Below are 21,111 nucleotides of genomic sequence, written 5' to 3' on the forward strand. Positions count from 1 at the left end.
GCATGACCCGGACTGTGCACACGTTCTGCCGGTACTGCCTGGCGTCCTGCGGGCTCGAGGTCACCGTCAGCGACAACCGCGTGCTCAAGATCTCGCCGGACAAGCAGAACCCGCACAGCTGGCAGGATTTCTGCGCCAAGGGGCGCACCGCGGCCCGGGTGGTGGAACACCCACGCCGGATCACCGCGCCGATGAAACGCGTCGGTGACCGCTACGTCGAGACCGGCTGGGACGAGGCGATCGGAGACATCGCCGCACGGATGAACGCGATCGTCGACACCGGCGGGCCCGACGCCGTTGCCGCGTACTACGGCAACCCGGCCGGATACTCGTCGTCGAACCTGATGTTCATGAACGCGTGGATGGATGCGGTCGGGACGTTCAACCGGTACGCGGTGGGATCGGTGGACCAGAACGCACTGCACGTCGTCGCCGAGAAGATGTACGGTTCGACACTGATGGTGCCGGTCTCCGACATCGACAATTGTGACTATTTCCTACTGGTCGGCACCAATCCTGCTGTGAGCGCCTGGAACTGGGTCGAGTCGGCGCCCGGTGGCTGGCGTCGCGCACTGGCCCGCCAGAGCCAGGGTGCGACGATCGCGGTCGTCGACCCGCTGCGCACCGAGACCGTCGATCACGCCGACGTGCACCTGCCGGTACGTCCCGGACAGGACTGGGCGCTGCTTCTGGCCATGGTCAAGGTGATCCTCGACGAGGGTCTCGAACACCAGGGTGACTGCCGCGATCTGGTCACCGGAATGGCCGCCCTGCGTGATCTCGTGGCCGCAGCGGACCTGGACGATCTCGCCGGTCGGTGCGACATCCCGACCCACCACATCGTCTCGGTCGCACGCGGATTCGCTTCTGCCGAGCGGGCCATGGTGGTGACCCGCACCGGGGTGTCGCTGCATCTGGCCGGCACGGTCGGCGAATGGCTGGGCCAGGTGCTCAACGTGATCACCGGGCGGATGGACCGGCCCGGCGGCCGGCGGTTCGAGCCGGGTTACGTCGATGCGCTGCGGCTGGCCGGTCTGGCCGGCGGCAAGCCGCACAAGAGTCGGTTGCGCGGACGCGACATGGTGGCGGGCGCGCACGCGCTGTCCGAACTGCCCGGCGAGATCACCACACCCGGCCACGGCCAGATCCGCGCGCTGGTGATCAACAGCGGCAACCCGGTGATCGCCGGCCCGGACGGCGCCAAGCTCGATCATGCTCTGGCACAACTGGATCTGTTGGTGGCCATCGACTTCGTGCAGCGCGAAAGCCATCGGCACGCACACTGGTTGCTGCCGGCGGTGCACTGGCTGGAACGCGACGACCTGCTGGCGTTCACGAGCAGCCTGCACGACGAGCCCTATCTGCACTACGGGGTCCGTGCGGTCGACCCGCCGGAAGGCGCCCGCGAGGAGTGGCGCATCTTCACCGACCTCGCGCTGGCGATGAACCGCCCGCTGTTCGGGGCGCCCGGGCTCAACGCGTTCGTCAAGGCCTCCCGCCGTCTGGCACGGGTCACGCGGAAACCCGGCATGGAATTCGGTCCGCACTGGGTGAACCGACTGCTGATCGCGACGAGCCGCAAGGTCGATGGACGCCGCATCCGCTGGCGCGACGTGCTGGCGCATCCGCACGGCTGGGTGCTGGGCCCACGCGAGTTCGGCCACTTCCGGGATGCGCTGCGCACACCGGACGGCCGCGTCCACGTCGCGCCGTCGGAGTTCGTCGAACGTGCCCGCGAGCTGCTCACCGAACCCGCGCCCCGCGGCCCCGCGGGCTATCCGTTCCAGCTGGCCAACCGACGCCACCGGCATTCGATGAACTCCTGGCTCAACGAGCTGCCGGGGTTGCATCCGGCGGGGAAAGGCAGCGACGTCGTCATCCACCCAGCCGACGCTGCGCGGCTCGGGATCACCGACGGCGACCGGGTACGGGTGCACTCCCCCGTCGGCGCCGTGGAGCTCACCGCGACGGTCGACGACCGGCCGCGCCCGGGCGTCGTCGTCATCGGCCATGGTTGGGGGTCACGGGTTTTCGATCCCAAGAACGGTTCGAACGCCATGGTCTACGGCGTCAACCGAAACCTGCTCGTCGACGGGGACCCGGTCGATCCGCTGTCTCAGACCCCGGCACTGAACTCCAGCTACGTGGCGGTCGAGCCCGTGCGTTAACGCTTCCGCAGCACCGCCATGCCGCCGGCGACGGCCAGCACCAACAACAGCACGATCGCCCACCCGGCGCCGGCCAGCCACCACACCAGGCCGAGTCCCACCAACACCGGGGACAACGCGAACAGCACCATCACCGGGTGCTGCCGCAGGACTGCGAGCGCACCCGAGGCGCGCTGCCGGTCGATCTCTTTTGCCATCACTCCAGGATGCCAGCCCGGCGGTGAGTTCACAGCTCCAACAGCAGCGTCACCGGACCGTCGTTGACCAGTTCGACGGCCATGTCCGCGCCGAAGACCCCGGTCTGGACATGGGCGCCCAACTCGGTCAGCGCCGCCGCGAACTCCTCGACCAGGGGTTCGGCGACCGGTCGCGGTGCAGCTGCGTTCCATGTGGGTCGCCGGCCCTTGGTGGTGTTGCCGTACAAGGTGAACTGACTGACCACCAGGATCGGTGCGTCCACCTCGTTCGCGGACTTCTCGTCGTCGAGAATCCGGAGCTTCCACAGCTTTTCGGCGAGCCTACGCGCGATCGCCGAATCGTCGGTGTGCGTGACGCCGACCAGCGCGAGCAGCCCCTGGCCCTGCGGGGTGATCTGCCCGACGATGTCACCGTCGACGATCACCCGCGCAGATGTGACACGCTGCACCAGGATCCGCATGACCGCGATCGTGCCATGCCTCAGAGCGAGTCGAGGATCTGCCTCATCTCGTCGATCTCGCGCTGCTGGCTGTCGATGATGTCGCGCGCCAGCTGCACCGCATCGGCGGACTTGCCGTTGTCGACCTCGGTCTGGGCCATCCGGACCGCGCCCTCGTGGTGGCGGATCATCCCGGTCAGGAACTGCCGGGCGGCGTCGACACCCTGCGCGTTGCGCAGCGCGTCGAGTTCGGCGTCGCTGAGCATGCCCATCTCGGCGTGGTCGGCTCCGTGGTGGGCGTGCGGGTCGGCCGGCGGCACCTGCCAGTCGGCGAGCCACTGCCGCATGGTCTCGATCTCCGGTCCCTGCGCGGCCTTGATCCGGGTGGCCAGGTCGAGCACCCGCGCGTCGACGCCGTCCTTGGCCAACACGATGTCGCTCATCACGACGGCCTGCTCGTGATGCGGGATCATGTCGCGGGCGAAAGTCGCATCGGCGTCGTTGTGCGCAGCGGCGCCGTCCGCGGCCGACGTGGTGGTGTCATGCTCCTGATGCGTTCCCTGGTGTGTGCCGGGGTCCTCGGCGGTCTCCCCGCTGTCGCTGCTGCAACCCGCCAGCACCAACGCCGTGGCAGCGATCGCCGCGCCCACCGTCGCGCGCGTCTTCCGATTGACCATCACTTCGTGACTCCTCTCTGGTCAGAGATACCCTAGGGGGGTATATTACGGGACATGGCCACATCCACCATCACCGTTGCCGGCATGACCTGTAGCGGATGCGCCAAGTCCGTGCGTGCCGAGCTGAAAGCCGTGCCCGGCGTCGTCGACGTCGACATCGACCTCTCCAACGGTACGGTCACCATCACCAGCGACGCCCCCGTCGACGACGCAGCGGTCAAAGCCGCGGTCGAAGAGGCCGGCTACCAGCTCGCGGGCTGACGCCATGACGGCCCCGGTACGGATCGCCGCGTTCACCGCTGCGCTGGCCGCGGTGTTCGTCGCCGCGTTCTGGGTGGGTCAGGTGTTCGGCCCCGAGCCTGCCCCGCCCGCGCCCCATCCGCACTCGCACGTCGGAGAGACGCCATGACGTCGGTGGAACTCTCCATCGGCGGCATGACGTGCGCGTCGTGCGCAGCGCGGGTGGAGAAGAAGCTCAACAAGCTCGACGGGGTCACCGCGACCGTCAACTTCGCGACGGAGAAGGCGCGCGTCGAGTTCGACGCCGACGTGACCCCCGAACAGCTGGTTGCCGCGGTCGAGGCCGCAGGTTACGAGGCGACTCTGCCCGCACAGTCGGTGGACGACGCACCGGCCGATGACGATCCGACCGCCGCACTGCGGCAACGTCTGCTGATCTGCCTCGCTCTGTCGGTGCCGGTGATCGCGATGGCGATGGTCCCGCCGCTGCAGTTCACGCACTGGCAGTGGCTGTCGCTGACGCTGGCGGCGCCGGTCGTGGTGTGGGGTGCGTGGCCGTTCCACCGCGCCGCCTGGACCAACCTGCGCCACGGCGCCGCGACCATGGACACGCTCATCTCGGTCGGTACCCTGGCCGCGTTCGGCTGGTCGGTGTACGCGCTGTTCTGGGGCACGGCCGGCATGCCCGGGCTGACGCATCCGTTCGAGTTCACGATCGCGCGCACCGACGGCAGCGCCCACATTTACCTAGAGGCCGCTGCCGGGGTCACGACGTTCATCCTGGCCGGCCGCTACTTCGAGGCGCGCGCCAAACGACAGGCCGGCTCCGCGCTGCGGGCACTGCTCGAGATGGGCGCGAAAGAGGTCATGGTACGGAGAGGCGGTGCCCAGCAACGTATTCCGATCGACCAGCTGGCCGTCGGTGACGAGTTCGTCGTGCGTCCGGGTGAGAAGATCGCCGCCGACGGTGTGGTGATCGAGGGGTACTCGACCATCGACGCCTCCATGCTGACCGGCGAGTCGGTGCCTGTGGAGGTCACCACCGGTGACCAGGTGGTCGGCGCCACAGTCAACGCGGACGGCCAGCTGGTGGTGCGCGCCGAGCGGGTCGGCGCCGACACACAGCTCGCCCAGATGGCCCGCCTGGTCGAGGACGCGCAAAACGGCAAGGCCCAGGCTCAGCGATTGGCCGACCGGATCTCGGGGATCTTCGTCCCAATCGTGATCGCTCTCGCGGTCGCCACGCTGGGCTTCTGGATCGGTGCCGGCTTCTCCTTGGTGGCGGCGTTCACCGCGGCGGTCTCGGTGCTGATCATCGCCTGCCCGTGCGCGCTGGGACTGGCCACGCCGACCGCGCTGATGGTCGGCACCGGCCGCGGTGCTCAACTGGGCATCCTGATCAAGGGCCCCGAGGTGCTGGAGTCCACCCGCGAGGTCGACACCGTGCTGGTCGACAAGACCGGGACGGTGACGACCGGGACGATGGAACTCGCCGCGGTGGTCGCGGCCGACGGCGAGGATGTCGACGACGTCCTCCGGGTCGCCGGGGCGCTGGAGGGTTCCTCCGAGCATCCGATCGCGCAGGCCATCAGCGCCGGCGCCGCGGCGAAGCTCGGAACCTTGCCTCCCGTAAGCGATTTCACCAACCTGCGCGGGCTTGGTGTGCGCGGAATCGTCGAGGACAAGACGGTGTGGGTCGGGCGCGCGCGTCTGCTCAGCGAGCAGGGCCTCGCGGTGGACCGACAGTTGCTCGACACGATGGCACGGGCCGAATCCGACGGTCACACCGTCGTCGTCGCCGGCTGGGACGGACGGGCGCGGGGACTGCTGGCGGTGGCCGACGCGATCAAACCGACGTCCGCAGAAGCGATCCGGACGCTGCGCGGCATGGGACTGCGACCGATCATGGTCACCGGCGACAACGAGGCGGTGGCCCGAACCGTCGCCGGCGCAGTCGGCATCGACGAGGTGATCGCCGGTGTGCTGCCCCAGGAGAAGGTCGACACCGTCAAACGTCTACAGGCCGAGGGCCGGGTCGTGGCCATGGTCGGCGACGGCGTGAACGACGCGGCCGCGCTGGCCCAAGCCGATCTCGGGCTGGCGATGGGCAGCGGCACCGACGTCGCGATCGAAGCCAGCGACCTCACGCTCATCAGCAACGATCTGCGTGCGGTGCCCGATGCGATTCGGTTGTCCCGCAAGACGTTGAGCACCATCAAGGGCAACCTGTTCTGGGCGTTCGGCTACAACGTCGCCGCACTGCCGCTCGCCGCCGCCGGCCTGCTGAACCCGATGATCGCCGGGGCTGCGATGGCGTTCAGCTCCGTGTTCGTGGTCAGCAACAGCTTGCGACTGCGCACGTTCAACCCGTCGCGGTAGCTACGGATCGTCGTCTTCCTCGGGCAGCAGGTAACGCTCGGGGTGGTGGTACCCGTTGGTACGGTGTCGGCCCTTGTCGAGGTCTGGGGGCGGGATCCATTCGGTCTGGTTCTTGGCGTTCTTGACGGTGCGCCAATCGGTGCAATCGAGCATGCGGTGATCACACGGGCACGCCAGGGTCAGGTCATCGATGTCGGTGAGCCCACCCTCGGACCAGGGGTTGCGGTGGTGGACCTGGCACCGGTAGCCCGGTACGGTGCACCCGGGCCTGGTGCAACCGCGATCGCGGGCGTGCAACACGATCCGCTGAGCGGCGTTGGCCAGACGTCGGGCCCGGCCCAGATACAGGCTTTGGCCGGTGTGCTGGTCGAACACATACAGATAGTGGTGTGCCTTGGCGGCCATGCGGATCAGATCACGCATCGGAAGCACGGACCCTCCGCCGGTGACTGCGACTCCGGCACCTCTCTCCAGCTCCCGCAAAGTTGTCGACACGATCACCGTCACGGGTAACCCGTTGTGGCTTCCGAGCTCCCCGGACTCCAAGACCCGTCGGCCCAGGGCGACGAACGCGTCGTGGTTGCGTTGGGCTTGGCTGCGCAGGTCGCGGTGCGGGGCGGGATCGGGTGTGCCGGCGGGTGTTTCGTCGCTGCCGGCGTCGTCGGCCGCTTGATCGTGTTCCGGCGGCCCGGCACTGGGCTGCTCGGGCTCGCGGTCCTGGTCGGGCAGGTTGGCGCCCGGGGCGGCTTCCTTGGCGAAGATCGCCTGCCAGATCGCCAGCGCTTCCGGGGACAGGGTTCCCGAGATCGTGGCGGTGCCATCGGCGCGCTGCTTGCCCACGGTGATGCCGCACTTGCGGGCGATTTCGGCCTCACTGGGCGGAACACCGTCGGGATCGATCATCACCAACAACATCGCCGCGGCCGCGTCGAGGTTCTCCGGGTCGAGGCCGACCGCGACATCGGCCAGATGCCGGTCTGCTTCGGCCCGGGTGGCGACATCGACGTGCGCAGGCAGCTTCTTGTGGAACTTCGCGATCACCGCGACATGCTCCTCGTCCAACAGGCCCCGCGCCTGCGCGGCCGCGGTGGACTCCCACACCGGAGCCAACGGTTCCCCGCTCATCGACCGACGCGGACCCAACATTGCCGCCCGCTTGAGCCGACGCTCGGCAGCAGCACCGCTGACCCGCAACGCCGTGGTCAGCACCTTCTTCCATGACTTCTCACCCAGCCGGAACGGCTCGGTCTCATCGGTGAGGCGGGCCAGGATCTGGTGTTCGAGCGCCGGGAGCGCACGCGCCAGCGTGGTGAGCCGACTCAACAAGTCGATCAGCTCACGATGCGACACCTCGTCGGCGGCCTTCGACAGGACCGCCACCTGCTCGGCGATCACCTCGAAAGATTCGACAACCGAATCCATGAATCGAACATTAGTGCGATCCACTGACAAGTCGCCGTGGTTTGTGACCGCAGAAACCAAAGTTACAGAAGGGGTTTCAGCTGTCCGCCGATGCCCGACGCGCCCGGAACAGCTTCACGTCGCTCTTGATGCCCTTGAGGTGCCGCGCACCGGCGAACGACCACCGGAACCGGTCGTCGTCGCCGATCGTCTCGCGCGCCGACTCCGACACCAGCACCGAGCCCGGCCGCGCCGCCCCGGTCACGCGCGCGGCGAGGTTCACCGGGCTGCCGAACCAGTCCCCCGCCCGGCTCACCGCCATCCCCGAGGCGACACCGACACGCAGCCGCGGGAAGTCGTCGTCGCCGTTGGTGTCGTCGACCAGCTGGAGCACCGCCTCCAGCAACGGCACCGGGTCGGTGCTGACCAGCATCACCTCGTCGCCGATCGTCTTGACGAACCGCACGGGTGGTTCGGCGACCTCTCGGGTCATGTCGGCCAGCCGCTGCGAGAGCCGCTCCAGGTCCTCGGGCGGGACGGCCTCTCCGAGCCGGGTGAAGCCGACCAGGTCGGCGAACGCGATGCTGACCTCGCGCGCCCCGGGCAGGTGCTGGCCTTCGGCACGCTCACTGGCGTTGACGGCCTCGGTCTCGATCGCGTGGCGTAGCTGCAGCAGCAACACGTCGTGGATCATCGGGCCGAGCAGCGGTGCGATGGCCGCGACCAGGGATTCCGAGGCCTTCGCGATCTCCAATTCGGTTGCCCCCGGCTGAATCACCGCTGCCAGCGCGGCGTAGCGCATCGCCTCGGCGGCGCGTGACAGACCGTCGCCGAGCAGGCGGGTGATCTGCACGAGTTCATCGGCATCGATACCGGCGTCGAGAAAGTCCCGGGTGAACCGCGCCGCGTCGGCGTCGGCGCGGAGGAACACCTCCGCGTCGGGATCTTCGACGCGGGGCAACCCCATCGCATGCTGGATACGCTCGAACAGTTCGAGTTCCACGCCCGCGTTCGCAGCTGCCTCGCGCGCCGAGATGTACCGGCCGTCGTCACCGATGACCCGCCGCGACGCCAGCAGCATCGGCGCGGAACTGGTGCGGATCTGCTCGGTGGTGACCCCACGCTCGAGCAGCCACGCGATCAGCTCCGCGCGTTCTTCGCGAGCGGCACCGTCGAGCCCGTCGAGCAACCTGGCGATCTCGGCGTCATGGGCCACGTCGACCAACGTATCCGACCGTGGGTACACAGGAGCCATGACGTCGCCGACCGTGTACAGCTTCCCGCCGATCGTCGCCGCCGGAGCCCGGCTGTTGATCCTGGGCAACATGCCCGGAGTCGCCTCACTGACGGCGCAGCGCTACTACGCCTATCGCCACAACGCGTTCTGGCGGATCACCGGCGCGTTGTTCGGGTTCGATCCCGAGGCGCCGTACGAGGAACGCGTCACCGGACTCACCGACGCCGGTGTCGCCGTGTGGGATGTGCTGCGGGAGTGTCGCCGGCCCGGCAGCCTCGACTCCAAGGTCGAACCGGCCAGCATGGTCGCCAACGACTTCACGTCGCTGTTCGCGGACCATCCGACCATCACCCACGTGTACTTCAACGGTGCCGCCGCGGAGAAGAACTACCACCGGCTGGTGATCGTGGACCATCCGCTGAAGTACCACCGCCTGCCCTCGACGAGCCCCGCGCAGACGATGCGCTTCGACGACAAGCTGGCGGCCTGGCGGTCCGGTATGAGCGAACAGCTAGCGTGACGAGATGTCCTGTGTGTTCTGCGCGATCGTCGCCGGCGACGCCCCGGCGATCCGGATCTGGGAAGACGACGACTTCCTGGCCCTGCTCGACATCCGTCCGTTCACCCGCGGTCACACCCTGGTGATCCCGAAGCGGCACACCGTCGACCTCACCGACACGCCGCCCTCGACGGTGGCCCGGATGACCGAGATCGGTCAGCGTGTCGCGCTGGCGGCCCGGTCGTCCGGACTGCATGCCGACGGCAACAACATCGCCATCAACGACGGCAAGGCCGCGTTCCAGACGGTGTTCCATATCCATCTGCACGTGGTCCCGCGCCGTGACGGCGACAAGTTGTCCTTCGCCAAGGGGGTGCTGCTTCGTCGCGACTCCGACCGCGAGGAAACCGGCCGCATTCTGCGGGAGGCACTGGCGCGACTGGGTGCTGCGGAGAAGGATTGACCCATGAGCCTGGCGCAATGGGTCGAACGCAACGTCGGATACCGGCTGTTGATGATGCACGATGCGATCTACAAGCGCACCAACGGCCGTGTCGGGCATCGGATTCCGTTGCCAGGGGTGGCGCCGAGCCTGCTGCTGCACACCGTCGGCGCCAAGACCGGTAAGGCGCGGACCACCACGCTGTCCTACTTTCCGGACGGCGGCGACTACCTCGTCGTCGCGTCCAAGGGTGGCGACCCGAAAGCCCCCGGCTGGTACCACAACCTCAAGGCGAACCCGGACATCGAGATCAACCTGGGTCCGCGCCGACTCGCCGTGACAGCCACGCGCGTGCTACCCGACGATCCGGACTACTCGCGCATGTGGGACCTGGTGAACAAGCAGAACGCGAACCGCTACAACGGATATCAGAAGCGGACCAGCCGCCCGATCCCGATCGTGCGGCTGACGCCGAAGTCCTAGAGGAGTTCCTTGGCCAGCAGTTCGAGCGTGACCTCCCGCGCGGGCGAGGTCGCCGGATCGTCATCCCGGTAGGCCGACGCCACGGGATGGACCATCACCTCGTCGACGTCGAACTTCTCCGCCAGAGCGTGTACTTGTTCGGCCGCCTCGGCCGGGGACCCCACCACCGCCTGGCGCAGCCCGGCCTCCACGACCGCACGCGCCTGCGGGCTGAGTTGGTTGGCTTCGGCGTCCTCGACGAGGTCGACGGGTCCGAGCGGCTGACCGGTACGCAGCTTGGCCATCATCTGCAGGTTCGGCAGCATCAGCCGCATCGCCTCGTCGTGCGTCGGCGCCACGACCGCGTTGACAGTCAGGAAGGTCACCGGTTCAGGCGTCAGCTCGCTGGGCTTGAAGTCGTTGCGGTACAGACGCAGCGCCTCCTCGGTGCCCTGACCGGAGAAATGGTGGGCGAACACGTACGGCAGCCCCTTGGCCGCGGCCAGTCTCGCCGAGTACATCGACGAGCCGAGCAGCCAGAGTCGGGGCTCGCTCACCGCTGCCGGCGTCGCCTTGAGCACGTAGTTGTCGCGCATCAGATCGCGCGGCAGCGCCACCCGCACACCGTTGCGACTCATCAGGGCTCTGACGTCGTCGAGGTAGTCCGGGAAATTCTCGATGTCGCGATCGTCGCGGCCGGCGGCGCCCCGCAACGCCATGGAGGTCACCGGGTCGGAGCCGGGCGCGCGTCCGATGCCCAGGTCGATACGACCGGGGTGCGCGGCTTCCAGCAGGGCGAACTGCTCGGCGACGGCGAGCGGCGCATGGTTGGGCAGCATCACGCCACCGGAGCCGAGGCGCATCGCCGACGTGTGCGCGGCCAGGTGGGCGATCAGGACGGGCGGGCTGGTCGCCGCGACCGAGGGCATGTTGTGGTGCTCGGCCACCCAGTAGCGGGTGTAACCGAGGCTGTCGGCGACCTGGGCCAGACGCGTCGTGGCAGCGAGCGCGTCGGCGGTGCTCTGGTCGGACCGGACGGGGACGAGGTCGAGTACTGAGAGACGCATTACCGGATCAACGTCCCGGGCGCGGGTTCCGTTCCCCGGCGAACTCACGGGCGGTGGTGAAGACGTCATCCATCATCTGCGGCGTCAGGCGGCCGGTGAAGGTGTTCTGCTGGCTGGGGTGGAAACAGCCCAACAACGTCACCGGGCCGTCGGGAGTCGTCAGCGTGGCCGTGGCGCCGTGCCCGAACTTCGGCGCGGGCACCTGCACCGTCCCGCCGGCGCGGCGGATCATCGCCAATGCGACCTGCCAGGCGAAGCCGCCGAGCGCGACGATCACCCGCACGTCTGCCTTGGTCAGACGCCATTCGGCGTCCAGCCACGGCGCACACGTGCTGCGCTCGGCCGGGGTGGGCGCGTTGGCCGGTGGCGCGCACCGCACCGAGGCGGCAACCCGAACATCGTTGAGCTGCAACCCGTCTGCGCTGTCCACGCACAGCTCCTGGTTGGCCAGCCCACTGCGGTACAGCGACGCGAACAAGAAGTCGCCGGAGCGGTCCCCGGTGAAGACGCGACCGGTGCGGTTGGCGCCGTGGGCGGCTGGGGCCAGCCCGACGATCCAGATCCGCGGCCGGGCCGCGCCGAAACCCGGCGCCGGCCGCCCCCAGTACGGCTGCTCGGCATAGGAGCGGCGCTTGTCCACGGCTACCTGCTCGCGCCACGCGACCAGGCGTGGGCAGGCCCGGCAGACCGAGATCGCCGCGTCGATCTGCTTCAGCCGGCGGGCACCCTCGGCGATCGCCGTCACCTCCGCGGGCGTGGTGGCCACTGCGGTGCGTGAGGTCGCCGGGTCACCTGGCCAACCCGAGCCCGGCCGCACCGGCGACGGAAACGCGCCCCCGACGCGTGGATGGGGCAGAGTCACCCGCCCAGTGTGCCCGGTCACCGAAAAAGGATCGCCGTGGCCGCCACCGCGGCGGTACATTCACCGCGAATCATGATCACCGGCAAGCGCGGGTCCATCCTGCTGATCCTGTCCGCGGCGCTGATGGCCGGTGCGGGCAACGGCATCTCGATCATCGCGTTCCCGTGGCTGGTGCTGCAGCGCAACGGGTCCGCGATGGAGGCGTCGGTGGTGGCGATGGCCGCGACGCTGCCGCTGCTGGTGGCCACCCTGTTTGCCGGGGCCGCCGTGGACTACCTGGGCCGGCGGCGGGTGTCGATCATCTCCGACCTGCTCTCGGCGCTCTCGGTAGCAGCGGTTCCGGTGATCGCGCTGCTCTTCGGTGTCGACGCGGTCAACGTCGCGGTGCTGGCCACCCTGGCCGCACTGGGCGCGTTCTTCGACCCGGCGGGCATGACCGCGCGCGAGACCATGCTGCCCGAAGCCGCGGTACGGGCCGGGTGGACGCTGGACAAGGCCAACAGCTACTTCGAGGCCGTCTTCAACCTGGCCTACATCGTCGGACCCGGTATCGGCGGCCTGCTGATCGCCACGGTCGGCGGGATCAACACCATGTGGATCACCGCAGGTGCGTTCGCGGTCTCGATGGGGCTGGTCGCAGCGGTCCGGTTGGAGGGCGCCGGGGTGCCCGACCGCACCGAGCTGCCCGACCGGGTGTGGGTGGGCATCGTCGAAGGACTGCGGTTCGTGTGGAACCTGCGGGTTCTGCGCGTGCTGGCGTTGATCGACCTGGTGGTGGTCGGGCTGTACATGCCGATGGAAGCCGTGCTGTTCCCGAAGTACTTCACCGACCGCGACGAACCTGCGCAGCTGGGCTGGGTGCTGATGGCGCTGTCGCTGGGCGGCCTGGTCGGCGCGTTGAGTTACGCGGTGACCTCGCGGTACCTCAGCCGACGCGCCACGATGGTGGCCGCAGTCCTCACGCTGGGCGCGACGATGACCGTGATCGCGTTCCTGCCGCCGCTGCCCTGGATCCTGGCGATGGCCGCCATCGGTGGCTTCGCCTACGGTCCCATCCAACCGATCTACAACTTCGTGATGCAGACACGGGCGCCCCAGCACCTGCGCGGACGCGTCGTCGGGGTGATGGGGTCGTTGGCCTATGCCGCCGGTCCGGTGGGGCTGATCATCGCGGGGCCCCTGGCCGACACGGCCGGCCTGCAGACGACGTTCCTGGCGTTGTCCATCCCGATGCTGGTGGTCGGGATGGTCGCGGTGTTCCTGCCGGCGCTGCGTGATCTCGACGAACCCACCGCGCCCGCAGCCTAGGATCGACGGCGTGCAACCGCTGGCGGCGCTGATCGCCGACCTCCCCGACGGCACCGTCGTCACCGACCCCGACATCGTGGCCTCCTACCGGCAGGACCGGGCCGCCGATCCCGGCGCCGGCACCGCGTTGGCGGTGGTGCGGCCGCGGAGCACCGAGGAGGTCCAGACCGTCCTGCGTTGGGCCACCGCGCACCGGATCGCCGTGGTGCCCCGCGGCATGGGCACCGGGCTGTCCGGCGGTGCCACCGCGCTCGACGGCGGGATCGTGCTGTCCACGGAGAAGATGCGCGACATCCGCGTCGACCCGGTGACACGGACGGCGGTGGTGCAGCCCGGCCTGCTCAACGCCGAGGTCAAACAGGCCGTCGCCGAGCACGGGCTGTGGTATCCACCGGATCCGTCGTCGTTCGAGATCTGCAGTATCGGCGGCAACGTCGCGACCAATGCCGGCGGGCTGTGCTGCGTCAAGTACGGCGTCACCACCGATTACGTCCTCGGCCTGCAGGTGGTGCTGGCCGACGGCACCGCGGTGCGCCTCGGCGGACCGCGCCTGAAGGATGTCGCCGGTCTGTCACTGACCAAACTGTTCGTCGGTAGCGAGGGCACGCTGGGCGTCGTCACCGAGATCACGCTGAAACTGCTTCCGGCGCAACGAGGTGCGGCCACCGTGGTCGCCAGCTTCGCGTCGGTGGATGCCGCCGCCCGGGCCGTCGTCGAGATCACCGGCAAGATCCGGCCGTCGATGCTGGAGTTCATGGACGCCGTCGCGATCAACGCCGTCGAGGATCACCTGAAGATGGGGCTCGATCGCACCGCGGCGGCGATGCTGGTCGCCGCGTCCGACGACCGCGGGGCCGCCTGCGCCGAGGATGCCGAGTACATGGCGTCGGTGTTCACCGATCACGGTGCCGCCGAGGTGTTTTCGACCTCCGACCCGGACGAGGGCGAGGCGTTCGTGGCGGCCCGCCGGTACGCGATCCCGGCGGTGGAGGCCAAGGGCTCGTTGCTGCTCGAGGACGTCGGAGTGCCGCTGCCGAAGTTGGCCGAACTGGTCAGCGGCGTGGAGAAGATCGCCGCCGATCACGACCTGGTGATCTCGGTGATCGCGCACGCCGGCGACGGCAACACCCATCCGCTCATCGTCTACGACCCCGCCGACGCCGCGATGGAGCAGCGCGCGCAGCAGGCGTTCGGCGAGATCATGGATCTGGCCGTCGGGCTGGGTGGGACCATCACCGGCGAGCACGGGGTCGGCCGACTCAAGCGGCCGTGGCTGGCCGGCCAGCTCGGCCCTGAGGCGATGGAGCTCAACCGCCGCATCAAGACCGCGCTGGACCCCGACGGCATCCTGAATCCGGGCGCCGGTCTCTAGCGCGAGCAGACGCCCAGACCCCCAAATTGCCGCCGAATAGGGGCCTACGCGTCTGCTCGCGGGACAAACGGTCAGGCGCGGGCGGCGATCTGCCAGGTCGCGGCGGCCTGCTGCTGACGCCAGAACTGGTCGAACCGCCCACCGGCAGCCTGCAATTCGTCGATCGGGCCGTCCTCGATCACCCGACCGCCCTCGACGAACAACACCCGGTCGGCGTGCCGGATGCTGGCCAGCCGGTGCGCCACGATGACGCGCGTGCGCTCGCGCGGATCGGCGGTCAACGCATCGACCACCGCGGCCTCGTTCTCGGTGTCCAGCGCGCTGGTGGCCTCGTCGACGAGCAGTACCGGCGCCGGCTTGAGCAGAGCCCGCGCGATGCTGACCCGTTGGCGTTCCCCACCCGAGAGCGCCGCGCCGCCTTCGCCCACGCGGGTGGCGTCCCCGTCGGGCAGCCGCCCGGTGAGTTCGTCGACGCGCGCGAGTCGCATCGCCGCGGCCACCGCGTCGGCGTCGGCAGCCGGGTCGCCGGCGAGCACGTTGTCGCGCACGGCTCCGTCGAACAGGTACGGATGCTGGAACACCACGCTGACGGCCGCCCGCCGCGACTCGGGATCCATGTCGGTGACGTCGACGCCGTCGATGAGCACCCGCCCGGTCCGCGGGTGATGCAGACCGGCGATCAACGCCAGGATGGTGCTCTTACCCGACCCCGAGGGGCCGACGATCGCGGTGGTCGACCCCGGCTGCAGGGCGAAGCTGACCCGGTCGAGGACCAGGTCGTCGCCGTATCCGAAGCTCACGTCGTCAAAGGTGATGGTGGGCGCGGCGGTCCCGGCCGGCAGCGGGCGGGTTCCCGAGGTCAGTTTCGGCGCATCCAGCACGCCGCGGATCCGCCCGAGTGTGGCGCGGGTCGTCTCGATCGCCGGCCCGAGTTCGCTGACCACGGTGAACGGTTCCAGGTAGCGGGCCAGCACGACGATCAGCGCCACGGCCTCGGCCACGCCCAGATCCCCGCGCACCGTCAGCCACGCCGTCATCCCGGCGAACAGGATCAGCGCGACCTGGGAGGCCAGGCTGAACAACAACTGACCCGGGATCTGCATGGTCAGCAGCCGCAGGCTCGCCCCGTGCTGCGCCTCGAGAGCGGTGCCCACCAGGCTGCGCTCCGGTTCGACGCGCCGCGCCGAACGCAGCGCCTGCTGAGTGCGTGCGAACTCGATGATGCGTTCCGTGAACGCGGTGTTGGTCGCCGCGGCCACCCGGTCGGCGCCGCGACTCAACCGTCCGGACAACCAGAGCGCGCCGAACAGGACCGCCACCCCCGCCAACGCGGCCAACCCGAGCGGCACCGAGACGAACAGCAGTGCCGTCCCGATCGCGGCCGGCAGCAGCATCGCCCCGATCAGCGGGGTCAGCAGGTTGACCACCAGGCCGACCAACTCGGGGCCGGTCGCCGCGATCGCCTGGCGTGTGGTGGCGGTGTTGTCCTGGTCGAACCAGTCCAGCCTGATGTCGGGAAGCGTGTCGGCCATGTCGTGCTGAGCACGGTCCAGCACGGCGAACCCCAACGCGAAACCCAGTCGCGCCGTGGCGGTGTCGACGACCCAACCGATCACGGTGACCGCGGTCAACCAGCCCAGCCACCGCCAGGCGTCGGCCGGGGTGTCACCGAACAGCGCCGCCAGCAACGGGATCAGCAGCACGGTGGCCGCAGCGCGCAGCAGAACCGACGTCAGCGTCAGCACCGTGTAGAGACTGACCGTCGCGCGCCGTACCTGCGGGATCAGCGCCAGCAGTGTCCGGATCATCGGTGCGCCTCCAAACTGGTCGCCTCGGCACCGCGGCCGGAATCCCACAGCGTGCGGTAGCGACCGCCCGCAGCCAGCAGTTCGTCATGGGTGCCGATCTCGGCGATGCGGCCGTGGTCGAGGACGACGATCTGGTCGGCGTGGGTGACGGTGTGCAGCCGGTGGGCGATGACCAGGACGGTGCGGTCCCGGGTGAGCCGGTTGAGTGCCTGCTGCACCAGGTATTCCGACTCCGGGTCGGCGAATGCGGTGGCCTCGTCGAGGATCAACACCGGGGTGTCGGCCAGGATCGCCCGGGCGATCGTCAACCGTTGGCGCTCCCCGCCTGACAACGTCGCCCCGGCGCCCAGCATGGTGTCGTAGCCCTCGGGCATCCGCAGGATCCGTTCGTGGATCTGCGCGTCGCGCGCCGCGGACTGGATCCGATCGAGACCGGCATCCGGGTCGGCCAGCGCGATGTTCTCGGCGACGGTGCCATGCACCAGCTGGGTGTCCTGCAGGACGAAACCGATGCGCCGGTACAGCTCGTCGGCCGACAAGGTGCGGATGTCGCGGCCGTCGACCCTGATCGCGCCGTCGGCGACCTCATGGAAGCGCGCGGCCAGCGCAGCCAATGTCGACTTGCCCGACCCGGACGGGCCGACGAGCGCGGTCACCGTGCCGGGGCGCAGCGTCAGTGTCACGTCCTCGATGACCGGTACGCCCGGCCGGTAGGCAAAGCTGACGCGATCGAATTCGACGGTGCCGGGCGGGGTCTGGGTGGAGATCTGAGCGGCCGGGTCCGCGACCGTCAACTCCGGTTCGTCCAGCGTGCTCTGGATCCTCCTCGCCGCCTGCATCCCGGTCTGGATACCGCCCAGGCCGTACGCGATGCCCAGCAGCCGCGCCCCGAACGTCGTCCCCAGCAGCAGGAACGGCAACAGGTCGACCGGGTCCATCCGTCCCGAGACCACCAGCGGCACACCGGCGACCAGGATCAGCCACAGGAACGTCGACGGGCGGGTGACGATGTCCATCGACGTCTTCTTGCCGACGAACGGCCGCTGCCAGCTGACCAGGAACTCGATGTACTCGTCGAGCCGTCGCCGGAAACTCGACGCGGCGACACCCCCGAACATCCGGATCACCGGCTGGCCTTCGAGATAGGCGTCGGCCTCGCCGCTCATCCGCTCGGCCCAGCGCGGGGCCTGGGTGATCTTGGATCCGGACTGGATCGTCATCACCGACATCAGCACCAGGTAGATCAGCACGGGGATGAACAGCACCAGCGCGATGCGCCAGTCGGTGACGAACAGATAGACCAGCACCGCCACCGGAGCCACCACCGCGGCCACGGCGTCCGGGATGGCGTGGGTGATCAGGTAGTGCAGCGCCATCGCATCGTCCTGGACCACCTGCTTGACCGATGCCGATCCGCGGGAGGTGAACCAGCCCAAGGGAAGTCGGGCCAGTTTGGTCAGGAGCCGGCCGCGCACGCCGTGCGCGAAGCGGGCGTCGAGTCGGTGCAGCCACCACGTCAGCGCGGCGGCAAGGGCGGCCCCGGTGCCGATCAGGGTCAGTGCCGCCAGCCCGAGCTCCCAGAGGCGGTCGGCGTCGGCCCCCGTCAGCAGCAAGCGGGCCAGCTCGACGAGCAGCACGAAGGGTGCGAGCTCGACGAGGGTGATCACGGCCTGCAGCACGCCCGCGATGATCAGCGGCTTCTTCAGCGGCGCCAACAGGCGGCCGCCGGCGGCTGCGCGCCACCGCCCCGGCGTCGCCTCCGGCACGGGCGCCGGTTCGGCCGTGGTGGTCGGCGGCGGCGTCTCGGCGGGGTCCTGCCGCTCGCCGTCGCGGTGGGAACCCATGGCGCGGCCCTGCGTCCAGTAGGCCTGGGCATGGACTTCCTGTTTGGGGAAGCCGAATTCGTCGCGCAGCCGGGCGCGCAGTGGCTTCAGCGAGGCGGCTTCCGGCCCGACCCAGGCGTACCAGTTCGACCAGTCGCGCGCCTGCACGGCCGCGGCCAGCGAGCCGGTGTCCACGCGGGGCACCCGGTGCAGCGTCAGGCGGGGGTGGTCGGCGAGCGGGATGAGCGCGTCGTCGTCATGGTGCTGTTCGAGGTAGAGCTCGATGGGGATGTCGTGCGGGACGGCGCCGATGATGCCGTTGATGGCCGGCGTGGACGCCGAGTCACCGATCAGCAGATAGCCCGCCGGCCGGTCGAGAGGGTCGTCGGCGACGGCGAACCCGCGCGAGCCCAACGACATCACCGCGATCGTCGCGCCCGGTTCGACATCTCGGGCCCACGTGGAGGCCGGTCCGGACGGCTCGTGCAGCACCATGTCGACGGCGAACCGCCCGGTGTCCGGATCGGCTTCGGTGATCGTGTACGCGCGCTGGAACTCGGTGTCCGAGCCGTCGGGGTCGGGAAACCAGAACCGCAGCCACGACGTGGGTTCGGCGACGACCTCCTCGAACAGCGTCGGCGAGATCAGACGGACCCGGACGAAGTGCGGAGCCAGGTAGTGCTTCTCGAGCACGGTGGCCTCGTGGTCACGGGCACCGAACCCGCGCAGCATCACGCCCTGGAAACCGCGTGCCATCGCCTCTCCCTTCGTGCGTCCGGCTGCCGCGCACGACATGACGGATCGGTACTGAGGGTAGCCTTACCGAGCCGGTGCGCGGGTGGCCCAGTCCACAGAAATGATTGACATCAGTGCGCGATTGTCGTACGAACAAGACATGAATGCGGTTCTGTCTCACGATTCGGCGGCGCGGTTCGAACTGCGCGACGCGACGACCTGGGCAGCGCCGTGGCCGATGTACCGGGCTTTGCGCGATCACGACCCGGTCCACCATGTCGTCCCATCCGACAAACCGCACCACGGCTACTACGTGCTGTCCCGGCACGCCGACATCTGGGCGGCCGCCCGTGACCACCAGACGTTCTCGTCGGCGCAGGGTCTGACGGTCAACTACGGCGAACTCGACCTGATCGGACTGGCCGACAATCCGCCGATGGTGATGCAGGACCCACCGGCGCACACCGAGTTCCGGCGCCTGGTGTCGCGCGGGTTCACGCCGCGCCAAGTGGAAGCCGTCGAGCCTGCGGTGCGGGCGTTCGTCCGTGCACGCGTCCAGCGCCTGCGCGACAACGGCGGTGGCGACATCGTCGCCGAACTGTTCAAACCGCTGCCGTCGATGGTGGTGGCGCACTACCTCGGGGTGCCGGAGGCCGACCGTGGGCAGTTCGACCGTTGGACCGACGCGATCGTCGCCGCCAACACCGCCGACGGCGGCATCGGCGGGGCCTTGGCCACGCTCGGTGACGCGCTGGGCGAGATGATGAGCTACTTCACCGCGTTGATCGAGCGCCGACGCACCGATCCGGGCGACGACACGGTCTCCCATCTGGTGGCCGCGGGCGTCGGCGCCGACGGCGACGTCTCCGGGGTGCTGTCGATCCTGGCGTTCACCTTCACCATGGTCACCGGAGGCAACGACACCACCACGGGCATGCTGGGCGGTTCGGTGCAACTGCTGCACCAACGTCCCGACCAGCGTTCCCTGCTCGTGCACGACCCCGCGCTCATCCCCGACGCGGTCGACGAGCTGCTGCGGCTGACCTCGCCCGTGCAGATGCTCGGCCGTACCGTCACCCGCGATGTCACCATCGGGGGCGTCACGATCCCCGAAGGTCGTCGCGCGATGCTGCTCTACGGTTCCGGCAACCGGGACGAACGCCAGTACGGGCCCGACGCCGCCGAATTGGATGTCCGACGCCGGCCGCGCAACATCCTGACGTTCAGTCACGGCGCCCATCACTGTCTCGGCGCGGCCGCGGCCCGGATGCAGTCACGGGTGGCGTTGTCCGAACTGCTGGCGCACATCCCCGATTTCGAGGTCGACGAGTCCAGGATCGTCTGGTCCGGCGGTCACTACGTGCGCAGACCGCTGTCGGTGCCGTTCACGGTGCGCCGCTGATGGCCGGCGACTGGCTGGCCGGCCGCCGCACCGAGGTGGCCGCCGACCGCATCCTCGACGCCGCCGGTGAGCTCTTCGCCAAGAAGGAGGCCGCCACCGTGGGCATGCACGAGATCGCCTCGGCCGCCGGATGTTCACGGGCGACCCTGTACCGCTACTTCGAGAACCGCGACGCGCTCTACACCGCGTTCGTCAACCGCGAGAGCTACCGGCTCTACCGGGAGATGACCGACCAGATCACCGCGATCCAGGATCCGGCTCAGCGGCTGATCGAAGGCATGATGGCCTCGCTGCGCAACGTCCGGCAGAGCCCGACGCTGGCGTCCTGGTTCGCCACCACCCAGCGTCCGATCGGCGGTGAGATGGCCGAGCAATCCCAGGTGATCAGTGCGCTGACCGAGGCGTTCGTGATCTCGCTGGGATCCGACGACCCGGAGGTCGTTGCCCACCGAGCCCGCTGGCTGGTTCGGGTGATGACGTCGTTCCTGGTTTTTCCTGGCCGCGACGAGGACGACGAACGCAGCATGCTCGAGGAGTTCCTGGTGCCCACCGTGCTCCCGGCGCGTCAGCCCGGTCCGTCCACACCCTGACC

Annotated in this window: 20 protein-coding genes; 11 read left to right on the forward strand and 9 right to left on the reverse strand. The window is 69.2% G+C overall.

What is annotated here, in order from left to right; translation table 11 throughout:
* Positions 1-2: 2 nt before the first annotated feature.
* Positions 3-2,168: a molybdopterin-dependent oxidoreductase gene (locus tag ACAG25_RS17725; protein WP_370489771.1), complete on the forward strand. Its 2,166-nt coding sequence runs from the start codon at positions 3-5 to the stop codon at positions 2,166-2,168.
* On the opposite strand, the gene ACAG25_RS17730 is transcribed toward ACAG25_RS17725, so the two are convergent.
* From ACAG25_RS17730 to ACAG25_RS17740, 3 genes are read right to left on the reverse strand one after another with little or no spacing between them, the layout of a single operon-like run.
* Entirely contained in the window at positions 2,165-2,365 is a 201-nt protein-coding gene (locus tag ACAG25_RS17730) for a hypothetical protein (protein WP_370489772.1), read from the reverse strand. The genes ACAG25_RS17725 and ACAG25_RS17730 overlap by 4 nt on opposite strands.
* A gap of 29 nt (positions 2,366-2,394) precedes the next feature.
* Complete coding sequence (gene dtd / locus ACAG25_RS17735; protein ID WP_370489773.1) at positions 2,395-2,826, reverse strand: D-aminoacyl-tRNA deacylase; 432 nt, start codon at positions 2,824-2,826, stop codon at positions 2,395-2,397.
* A gap of 20 nt (positions 2,827-2,846) precedes the next feature.
* Positions 2,847-3,482, reverse strand: coding sequence for a DUF305 domain-containing protein (locus ACAG25_RS17740; RefSeq protein ID WP_370489845.1), 636 nt, complete (start codon positions 3,480-3,482; stop codon positions 2,847-2,849).
* 54 nt (positions 3,483-3,536) lie between these two features.
* Here ACAG25_RS17740 and ACAG25_RS17745 point away from each other — a divergent pair, with 54 nt between their 5' ends.
* The 3 genes from ACAG25_RS17745 to ACAG25_RS17755 are packed head-to-tail and all read left to right on the forward strand — an operon-like array spanning position 3,537 to position 6,101.
* Complete coding sequence (locus ACAG25_RS17745; RefSeq protein ID WP_370489774.1) at positions 3,537-3,743, forward strand: heavy-metal-associated domain-containing protein; 207 nt, start codon at positions 3,537-3,539, stop codon at positions 3,741-3,743.
* Positions 3,744-3,747: 4 nt separating this feature from the next.
* Positions 3,748-3,891: a hypothetical protein gene (locus ACAG25_RS17750; protein WP_370489775.1), complete on the forward strand. Its 144-nt coding sequence runs from the start codon at positions 3,748-3,750 to the stop codon at positions 3,889-3,891.
* Positions 3,888-6,101, forward strand: coding sequence for a heavy metal translocating P-type ATPase (locus ACAG25_RS17755; RefSeq protein ID WP_370489776.1), 2,214 nt, complete (start codon positions 3,888-3,890; stop codon positions 6,099-6,101). Before ACAG25_RS17750 ends, ACAG25_RS17755 begins: the two co-directional genes overlap by 4 nt.
* On the opposite strand, the gene ACAG25_RS17760 is transcribed toward ACAG25_RS17755, so the two are convergent.
* Both ACAG25_RS17760 and ACAG25_RS17765 read right to left on the reverse strand, forming a co-directional pair.
* Entirely contained in the window at positions 6,102-7,523 is a 1,422-nt protein-coding gene (locus tag ACAG25_RS17760; RefSeq protein WP_370489777.1) for a DUF222 domain-containing protein, read from the reverse strand.
* Between the two features lie 76 nt (positions 7,524-7,599).
* Positions 7,600-8,757 carry an adenylate/guanylate cyclase domain-containing protein gene (locus ACAG25_RS17765; protein ID WP_370489778.1) on the reverse strand — a complete coding sequence of 386 codons (1,158 nt, stop codon included), beginning with the start codon at positions 8,755-8,757 and terminating at the stop codon, positions 7,600-7,602.
* Here ACAG25_RS17765 and ACAG25_RS17770 point away from each other — a divergent pair.
* Genes ACAG25_RS17770 through ACAG25_RS17780 form a run of 3 tightly spaced genes read left to right on the forward strand, consistent with a single transcriptional unit; the run spans position 8,756 to position 10,163 of the window.
* Positions 8,756-9,259: a DNA-deoxyinosine glycosylase gene (locus ACAG25_RS17770; protein WP_370489779.1), complete on the forward strand. Its 504-nt coding sequence runs from the start codon at positions 8,756-8,758 to the stop codon at positions 9,257-9,259. The genes ACAG25_RS17765 and ACAG25_RS17770 overlap by 2 nt on opposite strands.
* A 4-nt stretch (positions 9,260-9,263) precedes the next feature.
* Positions 9,264-9,701 carry an HIT family protein gene (locus tag ACAG25_RS17775; RefSeq protein ID WP_370489780.1) on the forward strand — a complete coding sequence of 146 codons (438 nt, stop codon included), beginning with the start codon at positions 9,264-9,266 and terminating at the stop codon, positions 9,699-9,701.
* Positions 9,702-9,704: 3 nt separating this feature from the next.
* Positions 9,705-10,163 (forward strand): nitroreductase family deazaflavin-dependent oxidoreductase, encoded by a 459-nt coding sequence (locus ACAG25_RS17780; protein WP_370489781.1) that lies wholly within the window; start codon positions 9,705-9,707, stop codon positions 10,161-10,163.
* Here ACAG25_RS17780 and ACAG25_RS17785 read toward each other — a convergent pair.
* Positions 10,160-11,209: an LLM class flavin-dependent oxidoreductase gene (locus ACAG25_RS17785; protein ID WP_370489782.1), complete on the reverse strand. Its 1,050-nt coding sequence runs from the start codon at positions 11,207-11,209 to the stop codon at positions 10,160-10,162. The genes ACAG25_RS17780 and ACAG25_RS17785 overlap by 4 nt on opposite strands.
* Before the next feature lie 7 nt (positions 11,210-11,216).
* The gene (locus ACAG25_RS17790; RefSeq protein ID WP_370489783.1) at positions 11,217-12,071 is read right to left on the reverse strand and encodes a uracil-DNA glycosylase; all 855 of its coding nucleotides are present in this window, start codon (positions 12,069-12,071) and stop codon (positions 11,217-11,219) included.
* 72 nt (positions 12,072-12,143) lie between these two features.
* Here ACAG25_RS17790 and ACAG25_RS17795 point away from each other — a divergent pair, with 72 nt between their 5' ends.
* The gene (locus ACAG25_RS17795; protein ID WP_370489846.1) at positions 12,144-13,379 is read left to right on the forward strand and encodes an MFS transporter; all 1,236 of its coding nucleotides are present in this window, start codon (positions 12,144-12,146) and stop codon (positions 13,377-13,379) included.
* A gap of 10 nt (positions 13,380-13,389) precedes the next feature.
* Positions 13,390-14,751: an FAD-binding oxidoreductase gene (locus ACAG25_RS17800; protein ID WP_370489784.1), complete on the forward strand. Its 1,362-nt coding sequence runs from the start codon at positions 13,390-13,392 to the stop codon at positions 14,749-14,751.
* A gap of 71 nt (positions 14,752-14,822) precedes the next feature.
* Here the strand turns inward: ACAG25_RS17800 and ACAG25_RS17805 are convergent, their stop codons facing one another.
* On the reverse strand, positions 14,823-16,559 hold the full coding sequence (locus ACAG25_RS17805; protein ID WP_370489785.1) for an ABC transporter ATP-binding protein: 1,737 nt from the start codon (positions 16,557-16,559) through the stop codon (positions 14,823-14,825).
* On the reverse strand, positions 16,556-19,138 hold the full coding sequence (locus tag ACAG25_RS17810; protein WP_370489786.1) for an ABC transporter ATP-binding protein/permease: 2,583 nt from the start codon (positions 19,136-19,138) through the stop codon (positions 16,556-16,558). Before ACAG25_RS17810 ends, ACAG25_RS17805 begins: the two co-directional genes overlap by 4 nt.
* Positions 19,139-19,277: 139 nt before the next feature.
* On the opposite strand from ACAG25_RS17810, the gene ACAG25_RS17815 reads away from it, so the two are divergent.
* A complete protein-coding gene (locus ACAG25_RS17815; RefSeq protein ID WP_370489787.1) occupies positions 19,278-20,519 on the forward strand; it encodes a cytochrome P450 in 1,242 nt (413 codons plus the stop codon).
* A complete protein-coding gene (locus ACAG25_RS17820; RefSeq protein WP_370489788.1) occupies positions 20,519-21,109 on the forward strand; it encodes a TetR/AcrR family transcriptional regulator in 591 nt (196 codons plus the stop codon). The genes ACAG25_RS17815 and ACAG25_RS17820 overlap by 1 nt, the downstream gene beginning before the upstream one ends.
* The last annotated feature ends 2 nt before the right edge of the window (positions 21,110-21,111 follow it).

The organism is Mycobacterium sp. pV006, from assembly GCF_041287115.1.
Lineage (GTDB): Bacteria > Actinomycetota > Actinomycetes > Mycobacteriales > Mycobacteriaceae > Mycobacterium.